Annotated in this window: 13 protein-coding genes and 1 riboswitch; of the genes, 10 read left to right on the top strand and 3 right to left on the bottom strand. The window is 58.0% G+C overall.

Annotated elements, in window-relative coordinates:
* Positions 1-68: 68 nt before the first annotated feature.
* Positions 69-977: an alpha/beta hydrolase gene (locus N7922_RS16620; protein WP_411554145.1), complete on the top strand. Its 909-nt coding sequence runs from the start codon at positions 69-71 to the stop codon at positions 975-977.
* Between the two features lie 49 nt (positions 978-1026).
* Here the strand turns inward: N7922_RS16620 and N7922_RS16615 are convergent, their stop codons facing one another.
* The 3 genes from N7922_RS16615 to N7922_RS16605 are packed head-to-tail and all read right to left on the bottom strand — an operon-like array spanning position 1027 to position 2791.
* The gene (locus tag N7922_RS16615; protein ID WP_263097383.1) at positions 1027-1584 is read right to left on the bottom strand and encodes a hypothetical protein; all 558 of its coding nucleotides are present in this window, start codon (positions 1582-1584) and stop codon (positions 1027-1029) included.
* A gap of 57 nt (positions 1585-1641) precedes the next feature.
* Positions 1642-2121 (bottom strand): GNAT family N-acetyltransferase, encoded by a 480-nt coding sequence (locus N7922_RS16610; RefSeq protein ID WP_263097382.1) that lies wholly within the window; start codon positions 2119-2121, stop codon positions 1642-1644.
* A gap of 46 nt (positions 2122-2167) precedes the next feature.
* The gene (locus N7922_RS16605; RefSeq protein WP_263097381.1) at positions 2168-2791 is read right to left on the bottom strand and encodes a glutathione S-transferase family protein; all 624 of its coding nucleotides are present in this window, start codon (positions 2789-2791) and stop codon (positions 2168-2170) included.
* Positions 2792-3015: 224 nt separating this feature from the next.
* Positions 3016-3114: riboswitch (guanidine-I (ykkC/yxkD leader) on the top strand.
* Positions 3115-3172: 58 nt separating this feature from the next.
* Here N7922_RS16605 and N7922_RS16600 point away from each other — a divergent pair.
* The 9 genes from N7922_RS16600 (at position 3173) to N7922_RS16560 (ending at position 14529) form a co-directional block, all read left to right on the top strand.
* Complete coding sequence (locus N7922_RS16600) at positions 3173-4231, top strand: putative urea ABC transporter substrate-binding protein (protein ID WP_263097380.1); 1059 nt, start codon at positions 3173-3175, stop codon at positions 4229-4231.
* Positions 4232-4249: 18 nt separating this feature from the next.
* Complete coding sequence (locus tag N7922_RS16595) at positions 4250-5065, top strand: ABC transporter permease (protein WP_263097379.1); 816 nt, start codon at positions 4250-4252, stop codon at positions 5063-5065.
* A complete protein-coding gene (locus N7922_RS16590; RefSeq protein WP_263097377.1) occupies positions 5062-5838 on the top strand; it encodes an ABC transporter ATP-binding protein in 777 nt (258 codons plus the stop codon). The genes N7922_RS16595 and N7922_RS16590 overlap by 4 nt, the downstream gene beginning before the upstream one ends.
* Positions 5839-5841: 3 nt before the next feature.
* Entirely contained in the window at positions 5842-6567 is a 726-nt protein-coding gene (locus tag N7922_RS16585; protein ID WP_263097376.1) for an urea amidolyase associated protein UAAP1, read from the top strand.
* 11 nt (positions 6568-6578) lie between these two features.
* A complete protein-coding gene (locus N7922_RS16580; protein WP_263100933.1) occupies positions 6579-7211 on the top strand; it encodes an urea amidolyase associated protein UAAP2 in 633 nt (210 codons plus the stop codon).
* A 152-nt stretch (positions 7212-7363) separates the two neighbouring features.
* Positions 7364-10966: an urea carboxylase gene (uca, locus tag N7922_RS16575; protein ID WP_263097374.1), complete on the top strand. Its 3603-nt coding sequence runs from the start codon at positions 7364-7366 to the stop codon at positions 10964-10966.
* Positions 10963-12762, top strand: a complete 1800-nt coding sequence (atzF, locus tag N7922_RS16570; protein ID WP_263097372.1) for an allophanate hydrolase — start codon at positions 10963-10965, stop codon at positions 12760-12762. The genes uca and atzF overlap by 4 nt, the downstream gene beginning before the upstream one ends.
* A gap of 100 nt (positions 12763-12862) precedes the next feature.
* Entirely contained in the window at positions 12863-13246 is a 384-nt protein-coding gene (locus N7922_RS16565) for a biofilm formation regulator BssR (RefSeq protein WP_061494611.1), read from the top strand.
* Positions 13247-13416: 170 nt separating this feature from the next.
* On the top strand, positions 13417-14529 hold the full coding sequence (locus N7922_RS16560) for a PQQ-dependent sugar dehydrogenase (RefSeq protein ID WP_263097371.1): 1113 nt from the start codon (positions 13417-13419) through the stop codon (positions 14527-14529).
* Positions 14530-14542: the final 13 nt, after the last annotated feature.

The raw sequence follows: 14542 nt of genomic DNA, 5'->3' as shown, positions 1-14542 counted from the left end.
GATTTGTTGCCACATTTATGCCTGGCAAATTTTCATCGTTGGGTCATGGATACAGGGAGAGGACGGAAATGAATCAATGGTTATACAGCAAGGGGCGTCTGAACAGCGTTGTACGTCTGGCTGCGTTTTTGACCCTGGCGTCTTGCCCGGTAAGCAGTTACGCCAGGCCTGATATGTCTCCGCTGGGGCCTAATATCGCCGATAAAGGGTCCGCTTTTTATCATTTCTCCGTCAGGACCTTTGATTCCGCCGATGGTAAACGTCATTACAAGGTGTGGACCGGTATCCCCAATAAAACCCCGCCAGCGTCTGGTTACCCGGCGATGTATATGCTGGATGGCAATGCGGTGATGGACCGGTTGTCAGAGGCATTTTTGCAGACATTATCGCAACACAATCCGCCAGTGCTCGTGGCGATTGGTTATCAAACGCCACTGCCGTTTGATCTGGAGTCCAGAGCCTGGGATTACACTCCGCCAGCGGAGGGAAATGAACAGGCGCTTCGCGGCAGGAAGGGCGGCGGCAGCAAGGTTTTTCGCCAACTGATTGAGCAGACCATTGCGCCCCAGGTAGAGCAGCATACCGCCATAAATCCCCATCAGCGTGCATTATGGGGGCACTCCTACGGCGGGTTATTTGTGCTCGATGCGTATTTATCCTCGGCGATGTTCACGGCCTATTACGCTGCCGTTCCCTCGGTTAACCGTAACAATGTTGCGCTACTGAACGAGATAACGCATACGGAAAAACAGCGCGTCAGCCATAAACAACTCTGGTTTATGGAAGGTGATGGCGAACAGCGGGTCAGGGAGAAGGGCAATCACCCGGATGTGCTGAGCGCTGTGCGTGAAACGGCTTCCACGCTGCGCGATAACGGCGCTGCGGCAACCTTCTTGCTGTTTCCGGGTTTGACGCATGGGGAGATGTTCACCGCTTCTTTTCAGGCCGCTTTGCAACGTATCGCCTCTGAAGAGTAAATCAGCGCGCGGCAGACAACAGACCGCGTGCGCTGATTTCCGGCAAGCCTTAGCGCTTGCCGCCAATAATCACATACCCCATCTTCGCTTCGTCGCACAACGGATCGCCGCAGCCGCAGAGGTCAATCGCACTGTGCACCGCGTATTTATACCCGGCGAGGAAGGGGGCCATATCGACATTGCTCTCGTCGTAATTCCAGTAAAACGCGAGACACCAAAAAGAGCGCATTGGCTGGTACTGCGCCAGCAACTGCAATTTGGTGTAATCCTTATTCAACACGCGTCGCAGGGTGCTCAACTTTTTCACGCACTTTAATTCGATGTAAATATCCTGTTCGGCTTTTTTGCTCTCACGTTTTAATACCAGGTCAACGGACATCACCTGCTTTTTCGCGCTACCGGGCAGCAGCAGCGAAAACTGTCTTTCCCGTTCACAGCTAAACAGCGGGTGGGACTGAAAATAGTATTGCAACTCAATTTGCAGCCACTTTTCCCAGTCATTGATCGCGCCATTGATCATTTCCATTTTATTGAGCACCTCATCGTCGGCTAAAAACGCCTCCAGTGAGGTTTCAATTTCCCAAAAATCCCGATTGTCGCCGCGCATGTAACGGTTTCCTTGTAAAAAGCATTCGTCCGTTATCGACCTTTATGGCAACTTTCTTTAAACAGTCTGAAGCGGATAAGTCATATCGATGCAACGAAGTTCTGCTTTGGCAAGGCCAGAGTAATGCGTGTTTTCCCGCACAAAGGTAAAGCCATGCTTTTCGTAAAATGTTCTGGCATTGGGCGTCGAGGATAAAACAAGCTGTTTAATACCGCGCTGGCGAGCTTCATTTTTAATCGCATCAATAATCAACCCGGCGAGGCCGTTACCGGTATATTCCGGCAAGGTGAAAATGGCCTCAACGCTCTCTGACGAAAGATCGAGAAAACCGGTGGCAACAATCACCCCATCCGATGTGCTCGCTACAAAAAAAGGGTTGTCCGCCATAATGCGTAAAAAATGTTCCGGCATGGTATCTGGCGTCCATGCCTTAATCACATCCGGGGCGTAGCTGTTTGCACATCCGTAACGAATTGACTGGTTGCGGACGTACCAGCACTGTTCTGCTTCATCCGGCCCTGCATATCTGATCTTCATATTCCCTCGCCTGTCACACCCCACTGGCCAACGATTTTATCTGGATTTACACCATCCCATTATTCCCGTGGCGCAAAAACGCCGGGCGCTGATTTAAACGTTCAAACCATGCGTCGATGGCCGGTACATCCGGGTGGTCAAACGGCGTCATCTTCCAGCGGTTGACCGACAGACCCAGCACCACATCCGCCAGCGTAAAGGTGTCACCCGCTGCAAAAGCGCCGGTGCGTTGCAACTGCTGTTCGAGAATGCCGATGCAGTGATTCCACTCTTTAATGCCAGCGGCAATCGCCTGTTGATCGTTATAGGCCGGGTTTTTGCGCGCCAGCGCCGGGAAAACATAGCGCCAGGCGTTGTTAAACTCGGTCGCCTGCCAGTCCATCCAGTGCTCAACGTTGGCGCAGGCTTGCGGCTCGCCAGGTAACAGGTCGTCACGCCCGGCTTTGCGCACCAGGTAACGGCAAATGGAGTTGGATTCCCAGAGCGTAAAATCCCCGTCGATCAGCACCGGCACCATCGCATTCGGATTTAGCGCGCGAAACCAGTCGGTTTCCGTGGAGGCAAAACCGCTGCCGTAATCCTCCTGCACATAATCAAGACCGGCCTCTTCGCAGGTCCACAATACTTTGCGCACATTAATCGATGTCGTTTTACCCAGAATCTTAAGCATGGTGCTGATATCCATCCCGTGTGATTAATCGTTTAAAAACAATACACCAGCTAAATACTTTTACGCCACCGGTCGTGCAGCACCAGCGTGGTGCAGTGCCTTGCGGTAGCTCACCAAAACAGGGACAGCGCAGCGGCGCATATTGCTAACATAATGATGACAAAGAAAAAACAATCTGGCACAGGCCTTGCAGAAGTGAACGGGCAGTGCAACACACAATATGAAAAATAGCTGGCTAGGGTTCCGGTTCACCTGTGTGAATGTCTGGTCCAAGAGCTGGCGACCTCTGCGAGGTTACACGGCGGGACAAAAACCCGGGAGACAGCAGCACCAATGGGTGTCGCGCTGCCCCTAACTTTTTGTGCCAACCAGAGGTCAAGAATGAAGAAATCTTCCTTACTCCGCACGCTTGTGCTGTCGCTGGCAATGCTGGTCAGTCTCCCCACTTTCGCCGCCGTCAAAAAAGAGTTCAACGTCTGCTGGACCATCTATGCCGGATGGATGCCATGGGGCACCCTCAGCAGTAGCAAAATCATTGATAAATGGGCCAGCAAGTACGGCATCAAAATCAATGTCGTTCAGCTCAACGACTATATCGAATCCATTAACCAGTATACCGCTGGCCAGTTTGATGGCTGCACCATGACCAATATGGATGCGCTGACGATCCCGGCTGCCGGCGGGGTGGACAGCACGGCGCTGATCCTCGGCAGTTACTCCGAAGGCAACGACGGCGTCGTGATGAAAGGCGAGGGCAAGACGCTGAAGGATCTGAAAGGGATGAAGGTCTACTTGCCGGAACTCTCTGTGTCCCACTATCTGCTGGTGCGCGGGCTGGAAAAAGCCGGGCTGGCGGAAAAAGACGTGACCGTCGTGAACACCTCCGATGCCGATATCGTCTCGGCCTTCGCCACGCCGAATGTGCAGGCCGCGGTGGCCTGGAACCCGCAACTGTCGGTCATTAAAGCCACGCCGAAAACCAGCGAAGTCTTTAGCTCCTCGCAGGTACCGGGCGAGCTTATCGACATGATGGTGGTGAACAGTGAAACCCTGAAAGATAACCCGGCGCTGGGTAAAGCGCTGACCGGCGCATGGTATGAAATGATGGGCCTGATGAAAGCCGGAGACACCAACGTGCTGAACGCGATGGCCGCGGCTTCTGGTACCGATCTGCCGGGTTACCAGGCGCAACTGAAAACCACTCACCTGTTCTATACCCCGGCGGATAACGTCGCCTTTGTCACCTCGGCTGAACTGGCGAAAACCATGCAGCGCGTGGCGGCGTTCTCCTTTGCAAAAGGCTTGCTGGGCGACGGCGCGCAGAGTGCGGATTTTATCGGCATGACGTTCCCCGGCAATGTCACGCAGGGCGATGCGAATAACGTGAAACTGCGCTTTGACGACAGCTTCGTGAAAATGGCCGCCGCCGGCAAGCTGTGATAACTGACGGAGTTCGCCATGCGACAGATTAACCGCCATCCTGGTTCCGGTATGCGGATGATGCTCATCCTGCTGCCTTTTGTCCTGCTGCTGGCCGCGTATTTTATGGGCTCAGCGGTACGGCTGGAGGCCAACCCGCAGGACAAGCTGTTACCCGGCCTGCAACAGATGCTGGAGGCACTCTCACGGATGGCGTTTACCCCGGACAAACGCAGCGGTGAGTACCTGTTCTGGGTGGATACACTGGTCAGCCTGGCGCGCCTGCTGACCGGGCTGACCATCGCCTCGCTGCTTGGCCTGTGCATTGGCGTCACCGCGGGCGTGTTTCCGTTGTGGCGGGCATCGCTGTCGCCCTTGATGACGGTCTTGTCGATGATCCCGCCGCTGGCGATATTGCCGGTGCTGTTTATCGTTTTCGGGCTGGATGAGTTGTCGAAAGTGATGCTGATTGTTATTGGCATCACGCCGATGCTGGCCCGCGACCTCGAACACCGGGCGTGCGAGATCCCGCCGGAGATCCTGATCAAGGCGCAGACGCTGGGGGCGAACAGCTGGACGCTGGTGCTGCGCGTGGTGCTGCCGCAGTTGCTGTCGCGGCTGCTGACCTCACTGCGCTTGCTGCTCGGGTCGGCATGGCTGTTCCTGATCTCCGCGGAAGCCATCTCATCGACTGCCGGTCTGGGGTATCGCATTTTCCTCGTGCGCCGCTACATGGCGATGGACGTCATTATTCCCTATGTCCTGTGGATCACCCTGCTGGCGTGGCTGATGGATCTTGCGCTGCGTCAGTTACACAAAACCTGTTTTCCCTGGGCGGAAGGAGGGAAGGCATGAGCTTTATCACCATCAACAATATCTGGCAGGAGTATGGCGACCATGTGGTGCTGGAGCGCCTGAATTTGCAGGTGAAAGAAGGGGAGTTCTGCTCAATGGTCGGCGCATCCGGCTGCGGCAAATCCACCTTTCTGCGTCTGCTGCTCGGGCAGGAAGCGCCGAGTCGCGGCAGCATCACGCTGGATGGCAAACCGCTGACCGCAGAGCCGGACAGCAGCCGGGGCGTGGTGTTTCAGCGCTACTCGGTATTTCCGCATCTGACGGTGCTGGATAACGTCACCATTGGCATCGAACTGCCGCAATCGCCGCTGTTTGGCCGACTCTTCGGGGCGAAAAAACGCGCCGCGCGCGAACAGGCGGCGCAGATGCTGGAGAAAGTCGGTCTCGGCCACGCACTGCAAAAATACCCGGCGCAGCTCTCCGGTGGGATGCAGCAGCGTTTGGCCATCGCCCAGGCATTCATTATGCAACCGCGCGTTTTACTGCTGGATGAGCCGTTTGGCGCGCTTGACCCCGGCATCCGTAAAGATATGCATGCGCTGCTGTTACAGCTATGGGGTGAAACCCGCATGACCGTCTTTATGGTGACCCACGATCTGTCGGAAGGCTTCAACCTCGGCACCCGTTTACTGGTGTTCGATAAGGTGCGTATCGATCCGCACGCCCCCCAGGCGTATGGCGCGCGCATTACCTACGACATCCCGCTCAATGAGACGCGACTCTCCGCGCTGAGCGGCGCGAGGCCCGATAACGTCTATGCATTAAGGAGTTAATTCATGACCACCAACATCACCTCTGTCACCCTGCGGGATGAGATCCTGCCGGGCGGCGGCCACCTCTCTTTTGTGCTCAAACGCGGGCAAATCCTGCGTATGACCGACATCGAGGGCGGCGCAAACGTCAGCCTGATGATGCTCAACGCCCATGAAAAAAGCGAACGGCTGAACCTGCCGGACACGCTCAAAGGCCAGCATACGGCGCGCCTGACTGCCGGGCACTGCTTCTACTCCGATATGGGCCGCGTTCTGGCTGGGATCACGGCCGATACCTGCGGCTGGCACGATCCTTTTGGCGGCGTGCTGAATGCCGCCGAAGTGGCGGAAAAGTACGGGCAGGGACGCTACCAGGAGTTGCGTAACGGTTTCTTCCGTAACGGTACGGACAACCTGCTGGTCGAAATGGGCAAATGGGATCTCAACCTTGAAGATCTGCTCATGGTGGTCAATTTCTTCAGCAAAGTGGCGGTGGATGACAACGGTCAGTTCAGTTTCCATCGCGCGCATTCGCAACCCGGTAGTTATGTTGAGTTATTCGCGCCGATGGATGTGCTGGTGGTGCTGACAGCGCTGCAACACCCGATGGATCCGTCAACAGAGTACGCGCCGCGCCCGGTACGGCTGAGCTGGCGACAGGCGGAAGACCCGCAGGCGGCGATTAACGCCTTACTGACGCGCCCGGAAAACGAGCGCGCTGTCACCAATACCCACCTTTTCGCCCTGTAAGGAGCCGCATGATGAGTGTCGTCAGTGAAAAACAGGTCTCACACGCCGCCTTCCGCCATGTGATCCCGGCGGGGGAACCGTATCTGTTTGAGGTGAAAAAAGGCCAGACGCTACGTCTGCTTGATCTGGAAGGTAACCAGGCGGTGGATACGCTGTTCTATAACGCCGACAACCCCCGTGAGCGTTACGATCCGCAACGCACGCTGCGCCGCCAGAACAACGCTTACCTCACCACCGGCAGCGTGCTCTGGTCCAATATGGGCAACCCGCTGCTGACCATTGTTGCCGATACCTGCGGTCGCCATGACACCCTTGGCGGTGCGTGCGCGCAGGAGAGCAATACCGTGCGTTATGCGCTGGACAAGCGGCATATGCACAGCTGTCGCGACAATTTCCTCTGCGCCTGTCTGCACGATGGCCGCCTGCAAAAGCGTGACATTGGCGCAAACATCAACTTCTTTATGAACGTGCCGGTCACCGAGCAGGGTGGGCTGACCTTTGAGGATGGTATTTCCGCACCGGGCAAATACGTTGAGCTGCGCGCCGAGTGCAATGTCATTGTGCTGATCTCCAACTGTCCGCAGCTCAATAACCCCTGCAACGGCTGGAACCCGACGCCTGCCGAGGTGCTGATATGGAACTGACGCCAACCCGCTGGCAGCGCCTGCGTCTGGCGCTGTATCACCTGTTTGCCGTTCGCGCGGGGCGCATTCTGTCGTAACCGATTTTTCCCCATGGACGACCATGCGGTGAGCCGACTGTCGGCGGGACGACCCGCCACCATTGAGTCTGATCTATGTTTACGAAATTACTGATCGCGAACCGTGGGGCGATTGCCTGCCGTATTCTGCGTACGCTGCGGGCGATGAACGTGGGCGGCGTGGCTGTCTATTCCGACGCGGATATCAGCAGCCTGCATATCCGCGAAGCCGACGAAGCGCTGAGTCTTGGCGACGGTCCGGCGGCAAATACCTACCTGGTCACAGAGAAGATCATTGCCGCCGCCAGAGCCAGCGGCGCACAGGCGATCCATCCGGGGTACGGTTTTCTCTCGGAAAACGCCGCGTTCGCCGAAGCCTGCGAAGCGGCAGGGATTGCGTTTGTTGGCCCGACCCCTGAGCAACTGCGCGTTTTTGGCCTGAAACATACCGCTCGCGCGCTGGCGAAAGCGCATTGCGTGCCGATGCTGGAAGGTACCGAGTTGCTGGCGGATGTCGGCGAAGCGCTGCATGCCGCCGACAGTGTCGGTTACCCGGTGATGCTCAAAAGCACGGCAGGTGGCGGCGGTATCGGCATGCGCGTCTGCTACAGCGCCGCTGAGTTAAGCGAAGCCTTTGATGCGGTGGTGCGGCTGGGAAAAAACAACTTTAGCGATGCCGGTGTGTTTATCGAAAAATACATTGAGCGCGCGCGTCACCTGGAAGTGCAACTGTTTGGTGATGGCCATGGTGAGGTTATTGCGCTGGGTGTGCGCGACTGCTCCGTGCAGCGCCGCAACCAGAAAGTGCTGGAAGAGACGCCAGCGCCGAATCTGCCCGCAGGCATGGCGGAGGCGCTGTGCGCGGCGGCAATCAAACTGGGCAAAGCGGTCAGTTATCGCAGCGCTGGCACGGTGGAGTTTGTCTACGACAGCGACGCACAACGCTTTTACTTTCTTGAAGTGAACACCCGCCTGCAGGTTGAGCATGGCGTAACTGAACAAGTATGGGGTGTGGATCTGGTTCGCTGGATGATTGCGCTGGCCGCTGGCGAACTGCCGCCGCTGGCAACACTGTTCGCGGGGCTGAAACCACACGGGCATGCCATCCAGGCGCGCGTGTATGCCGAAGATCCTGGCCGTCAGTTCCAGCCGTCGCCTGGCTTGCTCACCGACGTGGCGTTTCCGGCTGACGATCGCCAGAGCCTGCGTATTGACCGTTGGGTGGAAGCCGGGTGCGACGTGCCGCCCTTTTTCGATCCGATGCTGGCAAAAATCATTGCCTGGCAGCCGACGCGTGAGGCGGCCATTCGCGCGCTCCATACGGCGCTGGGGGAAACCCGCCTCTACGGCGTGGAAACCAACCGCTGCTATTTGCAGCAGATTTTGACCTTTACGCCTTTTGCCTGCGGTGAACCCTGGACCCGTTGTCTGGAGGGGCTTCGCTATCAGGCAACCACGCTGGAGGTGCTGAGCGCCGGGACGCAAACCACGGTGCAGGATTATCCGGGGCGCGTCGGTTACTGGGCCGTTGGCGTTCCGCCCTCCGGGCCGATGGATAGCCGCGCGCTGCGCCTCGGTAACCGCCTGTTGGGTAATGATGACACCGCCGCCGCGCTGGAGATCACCCTGAGCGGGCCGACGCTGAAATTTAACTGTGACGCTCAACTGGTGGTGACCGGCGCGCCGATTGCGCTGACGCTGGACGGGCAACCTGTGCGCGGCAATCGCGTGTTTAGCGTGCGCGCCGGAATGATCCTGCAAATGGGCGACATCAGTGGCGACGGCGTGCGCAGTTACCTGTGCCTGCGTGGCGGGCTTTGCGTGCCGGATTATCTGGGCAGCAAAAGCACCTTTACGCTGGGGCAGTTTGGCGGCCATGCCGGGCGTGCACTGCAAACCGGCGATGTGTTGCATCTGTTGCCGCTGACCGCGCCGTGCAACGACGCGGAATTGCCGCCTGCATTACACACCGTACTGGCCCCGGTGCGTGAACTGCGGGTGATTTATGGCCCGCACGGCGCGCCGGAATATTTTACCCCGGCCTCGATGGCGACCTTTTTTGCCACCGACTGGGAAGTGCACTTCAACTCCAGCCGTACCGGGGTGCGGCTGATTGGCCCGAAACCGGAGTGGGTGCGCGACAGCGGCGGCGAAGCCGGGCTGCATCCGTCAAATATTCACGACAACCCGTACGCCATTGGCGCGGTGGATTTTACCGGTGATATGCCGGTGATCCTCGGGCCGGATGGCCCCAGCCTGGGCGGTTTTGTCTGCCCGGTAACGGTCATCGAGGCGGATTTGCACGCTGTCGGGCAACTGAAAGCAGGCGACAAAGTGCGTTTTATTCCGGTGGATATTGCCACCGCGCGCCGCCTGGCGCAGGCCGAATCCGCGCAAATCGCCGCGCTACAACCGGTTAATACGCCATGGCAGTCGGTAGCGCTGGCTTCGCCGATCGTTCTTGATTGCGGTCAGGCAGACAAGCGCCTGGTGGCACGCGTATCCGGCGATACGCACCTGCTGCTGGAGATTGGCGAGCCGGAGCTGGATCTGGTGCTGCGTTTTCGTGCGCATGCATTGATGCAGGCGCTGGAAGCGCTGGCGTTGCCGGGGGTGATTGATCTGACGCCGGGGATCCGGTCGCTGCAAATCCACTATCAGCCGGAAGCGTTGAGTCTGGCGGTATTATTGGACACCGTTGCCGGGCAGTGGGGCCGCGTGTGTGAGCGTCAGAATCTGGATGTGCCGTCTCGCGTGGTCTGGCTGCCGCTGTCGTGGGACGACCCCGCCTGCCAGAAAGCCATCGACAAATACATGACCACCGTGCGCCGCGATGCGCCCTGGTGTCCGAGCAACCTTGAGTTTATCCGCCGGATTAACGATCTGGCGAACATTGATGAAGTCTACAAAACGGTGTTTGACGCCCGCTATCTGGTGATGGGATTGGGGGATGTGTATCTGGGCGCGCCAGTGGCGACGCCGCTTGACCCGCGTCACCGGCTGGTGACCACCAAGTACAACCCGGCGCGCACCTGGACGGCGGAAAACTCGGTTGGCATTGGCGGCGCGTATCTCTGCGTATACGGCATGGAAGGGCCGGGCGGTTACCAGTTTGTCGGGCGTACGCTGCAAATGTGGAATCGCTACCATACGGTGGACGATTTTGCCGGTAAGCCGTGGCTGTTGCGCTTCTTTGATCAGATCCGTTTCTACCCGGTTTCTGCTGATGAGTTACTGACCATCCGCCGCGACTTCCCGTTGGGTCGTTACCCGCTGCGCATTGAACAGACCACCCTGAACCTGGCGGATTATCAGCAGTTTCTCGCCGATGAAGCGCCGGGGATTGCGACGTTTCGCCGCCAGCAACAGGGCGCGTTTGACGCTGAACGTGAGCGCTGGATCGCCAGTGGTCAGGCGCATTTTGACAGTGCCGAAACGAGAGGTGACGAAGGCGAAGACGCACCGTTGCAGGCCGGGCAACTGGGCGTGGAAAGCCCGGTTTCCGGGAACCTGTGGCAGGTCAATGTGGAAGAGGGCGCGGCGGTACGCGAAGGCGATGTGCTGGTGGTACTGGAGTCCATGAAAATGGAGATACCGTTGCTTGCCACGCACAACGGCGTGGTAAGTCAGGTGCGTGTTCAGCCCGGTAGCCAGGTGCGCGCAGGGCAATGTGTAGTGGTTCTGGAGAAAACAGCATGATGCATCCCTTTGATTTACGTCTTAACGTACTGGTGCAGGCCTACCGTGATGGCCGTTTAACCCCGCGTGAAGTGCTGACGACCGTGCGCGAGCGGGCTATCACGCTCAACCCGACCTTCAATGCCTTTATCCATATTCTCAGCGAACAGGAGCTTGAGCCGTATCTGGCGGCGCTGGATGATGTACCGCCAGCATCGCTGCCGCTCTACGGCGTGCCGTTTGCCATTAAAGACAATATCGATCTCGCCGGGATTGCGACCACGGCAGCATGCCCGGCGTTCGCTTACACCGCCACGGAAGATGCCACCCTCGTGGCACGGTTAATTGCGCTGGGCGCGGTTCCGCTGGGCAAAACCAACCTGGATCAGTTCGCCACCGGGCTGAACGGAACGCGTTCTCCGTACGGCGCATGCCGTAACAGCGTGCATGCCGATTACCCGGCTGGCGGCTCCAGCGCCGGTTCATCGCTGGCGGTGGCATTAGGCGTCGCCAGCTTCGCGCTCGGCACGGATACCGCGGGCAGTGGACGCGTTCCTGCCGCGCTGAATAACCTGGTCGGGCTGAAAGCCACCAAAGGTTTACTCTCTACGGCCGGGGTGATCCCGGCCTGTCGTACGCTGGACTGCGTGACCTTTTTCACTGCCACGGCGGCAGAAGCCAGCCAGTTACTGGCGCTGACGGCCAGCCACGATCCGCGTGACGAGTACAGCCGCACAAATCCGGCGTGGAATGGCGCACAGGCGTTCGGTACGCCAGAAGCTGGGTTCCGTTTTGGCGTGCCGGACACGCTGGAGTTTTTCGGCTGTACGCAGAGTGAAGCGCTGTTTAACGCCGCCAAAGCGCGATTAATGGCGCTGGGCGGCGTGCCGGTCACCATCGACTTTGCGCCGTTTCTTGCAGCGGCGAAGCTCCTGTATGACGGCCCCTGGGTTGCCGAACGCTATCACGTGGCCGGTGCGTTGATTGAACAGCAGCCGGAGGCCGTATTGCCGGTGATCCGCGCGGTGCTGAGCAAGGCGCCTGGTACCGATGCGGTGGCGGCGTTTGATGCACAATACCGATTGCAGCGCTACAAAGTGCAGTGTGATGCCATTCTGGCGAATCTGGAATGCGTGCTAACGCCAACGTATCCCCGCCCGGTAACGCTGGCGGAACTGGCGGCGGAGCCGGTCAAACGTAATTCGGATCTGGGCTATTACACCAACTTTATGAACCTGCTGGATTATTCGGCAGTAGCGGTGCCCGCCGGGATCATGGCGAACGGATTGCCGTCCGGCGTAACGCTGTTTGGCCGCGCGTTTACCGATCAGTATTTGCTGAGCCTTGCCGATGCCTTCCAGCGCAGCCAGTCACTGGCGTTGCCAGGCGATCGCCGGATCGACACTCTGGCTCCGGCGGGGATAGCGACGAACGATCGGATGCAGATTGTCGTCTGCGGCGCGCATCTTGAGGGGCTGGCGCTGAATGCGCAGTTGCGCCAGCGGGGCGCGACTCTGCTAGGTGCCGCGCGCAGCGCGCCCCGTTATCGCCTGTATGCGCTGGCGGACGGTAAACGGCCCGGCATGGTGCGTGATGCCCAACACGGGGCGGCGATAGCCGTTGAAGTATGGGAGTTACCCTCCAGTGAAGTGGGCTCGTTTCTTGCCGGTATTCCTGCGCCGTTGGGGCTAGGGAAAGTTGAGCTTGAAGACGGGCGCTGGCTGACCGGATTCATTTGTGAGGATTATGGCTTGCAGGGGGCGCAGGAGATCACGGATTACGGCGGCTGGCGCGCGTGGCTGGCTCACGGAATGTAAAGGAAGACTGACGTTGTTCAAATATTGACATCACGCATACTTTTGCACAAAAAATGCTCATATGATGGTTTGCCCATTGGCTGACAAGGGAGGAACCAGTATGACCGTTGACGAAATGGCACGACGTCTTCTTACGAAGTTGGTGACTTGCAGAAGCGACCTTGCCGGCTATATCCAGTTGTTGAAAGCAAAGGGGTATATGTCGGTTAGTGAAACCGATCGTCTACGTGAACGTTTCTTTGCACTTGCACTGGAGATTCGCGATAAAGGGGAACGGCTCAGCCAGATGCCGGACCGCGATGCCCGCGGCGCCCTTTATCGTGCGGAGGAGGCCCTCTCCTCGGCGGCAGTCTGTTTGATGAGTGGACGGCAGGATTGCCCTACCTACATCACGGTGAATGCCGACAAACTCGAACGTTCTTTGAATGTCCTCAGCTATTGCGTTCAGTACTTGAGTGAGCGTGCACCGTTGGAGGAAGCCTGAGATCAGAGAATGGGGGGAAATTTCCCCCCTTCTTGTTGATGGACGATCGTTCACGTGATGTTCTGCTTTTCCACGCCTTCCACCTCCTTAAGTTTTTGTAAAAATCCCCCCCCGAAACAGCATGCTGGCTAACCTTTATCCAGGCTAATGGATGAAGACAGGAGCGCCGTATGCGCCATATCCCGCTGTTATTACTCTTTTTTACCTCTACGCTGTTTGCTGCGCCCGCCGCAGTCAACGTGACCGTGCTGCAAACCAAACTCGATCACCCCTGGTCGCTGGCCTTTTTGCCGGAGAATCAGGGCATGTTGATCACATTGCGAGGGGGGCAATTGCGCCACTGGCAAGAAGGAAAGGGATTATCCGAGCCGATTAACGGGGTGCCGAAAGTGTGGGCGCACGGGCAGGGCGGGTTGCTGGATGTGGCGCTGGCACCGGATTTCGCGCAATCGCGCCGGGTATGGCTCAGTTATGCTGAAGCGGGCCAGGATGATAAAGCGGGGACGGCAGTTGGTTATGGGCGGCTCAGCAAGGATTTACGGCAACTTGAGGATTTCCGCACTGTGTTCCGCCAGCAGCCGAAATTGTCTACCGGTAACCACTTCGGCGGACGGCTGGTGTTCGATGGCAAAGGGTATTTATGGGTGGCGCTGGGGGAGAATAACCAGCGTATGACCGCGCAGGAGCTGGATAAGTTGCAGGGCAAACTGGTGCGGCTGACGGATCAGGGGCAGGTCCCGAACGACAATCCGTTTGTGGGTAAGCCGGGCGCGCGCCCGGAAATCTGGTCTTATGGCATCCGTAACCCGCAGGGGATGGCGATGAACCCGTGGAGTGAGACGCTATGGCTGAATGAGCACGGGCCGCGCGGCGGCGATGAGATTAATATTCCGCAAAAAGGCAAAAATTACGGCTGGCCTGTTGCCACCTGGGGCATTAATTACAGCGGGCTGAAGATCCCCGAAGCAAAGGGTGGGGTTGTCGACGGAACTGAACAGCCGATTTTCTACTGGGAAAAATCACCGGCCATTAGCGGCATGGCGTTCTACAACGCGGCGCAGTTCCCGCAGTGGCAACACAAACTGTTTATTGGCGCGCTGAAAGAGAAAAATGTCATCGTGATGAGCGTTAATGGCGACAAGGTTCGCGAGGATGGCCGCATTCTCGGCGATCGCGATCAGCGCATCCGCGATGTGCGCGTTGGCCCCGACGGCTATCTCTATGTGTTAACGGATGAGTCGGATGGCGAACTGTGGAAAGTCGGCCCGGCAACGACACCGTAGAGGAATTTGCCGG

Origin of the sequence: Kosakonia sp. ML.JS2a (assembly GCF_025642095.1) — a bacterium.
Classification (GTDB): domain Bacteria; phylum Pseudomonadota; class Gammaproteobacteria; order Enterobacterales; family Enterobacteriaceae.
This window is presented reverse-complemented; position numbering and strand designations above follow the sequence as displayed.

Excerpts from the sequence above, each read along its gene's own strand:
- N7922_RS16560 (WP_263097371.1), top strand. The coding sequence starts at position 13,417 with ATGCGCCATATCCCGCTGTTATTACTCTTTTTTACCTCTACGCTGTTT.
- N7922_RS16585 (WP_263097376.1), top strand. The coding sequence starts at position 5,842 with ATGACCACCAACATCACCTCTGTCACCCTGCGGGATGAGATCCTGCCG.
- N7922_RS16590 (WP_263097377.1), top strand. The coding sequence starts at position 5,062 with ATGAGCTTTATCACCATCAACAATATCTGGCAGGAGTATGGCGACCAT.
- N7922_RS16580 (WP_263100933.1), top strand. The coding sequence starts at position 6,579 with ATGAGTGTCGTCAGTGAAAAACAGGTCTCACACGCCGCCTTCCGCCAT.
- N7922_RS16595 (WP_263097379.1), top strand. The coding sequence starts at position 4,250 with ATGCGACAGATTAACCGCCATCCTGGTTCCGGTATGCGGATGATGCTC.
- N7922_RS16565 (WP_061494611.1), top strand. The coding sequence starts at position 12,863 with ATGACCGTTGACGAAATGGCACGACGTCTTCTTACGAAGTTGGTGACT.
- N7922_RS16615 (WP_263097383.1), bottom strand. The coding sequence starts at position 1,584 with ATGCGCGGCGACAATCGGGATTTTTGGGAAATTGAAACCTCACTGGAG.
- N7922_RS16600 (WP_263097380.1), top strand. The coding sequence starts at position 3,173 with ATGAAGAAATCTTCCTTACTCCGCACGCTTGTGCTGTCGCTGGCAATG.
- N7922_RS16620 (WP_411554145.1), top strand. The coding sequence starts at position 69 with ATGAATCAATGGTTATACAGCAAGGGGCGTCTGAACAGCGTTGTACGT.
- atzF (WP_263097372.1), top strand. The coding sequence starts at position 10,963 with ATGATGCATCCCTTTGATTTACGTCTTAACGTACTGGTGCAGGCCTAC.
- N7922_RS16610 (WP_263097382.1), bottom strand. The coding sequence starts at position 2,121 with ATGAAGATCAGATATGCAGGGCCGGATGAAGCAGAACAGTGCTGGTAC.
- N7922_RS16605 (WP_263097381.1), bottom strand. The coding sequence starts at position 2,791 with ATGCTTAAGATTCTGGGTAAAACGACATCGATTAATGTGCGCAAAGTA.
- uca (WP_263097374.1), top strand. The coding sequence starts at position 7,364 with ATGTTTACGAAATTACTGATCGCGAACCGTGGGGCGATTGCCTGCCGT.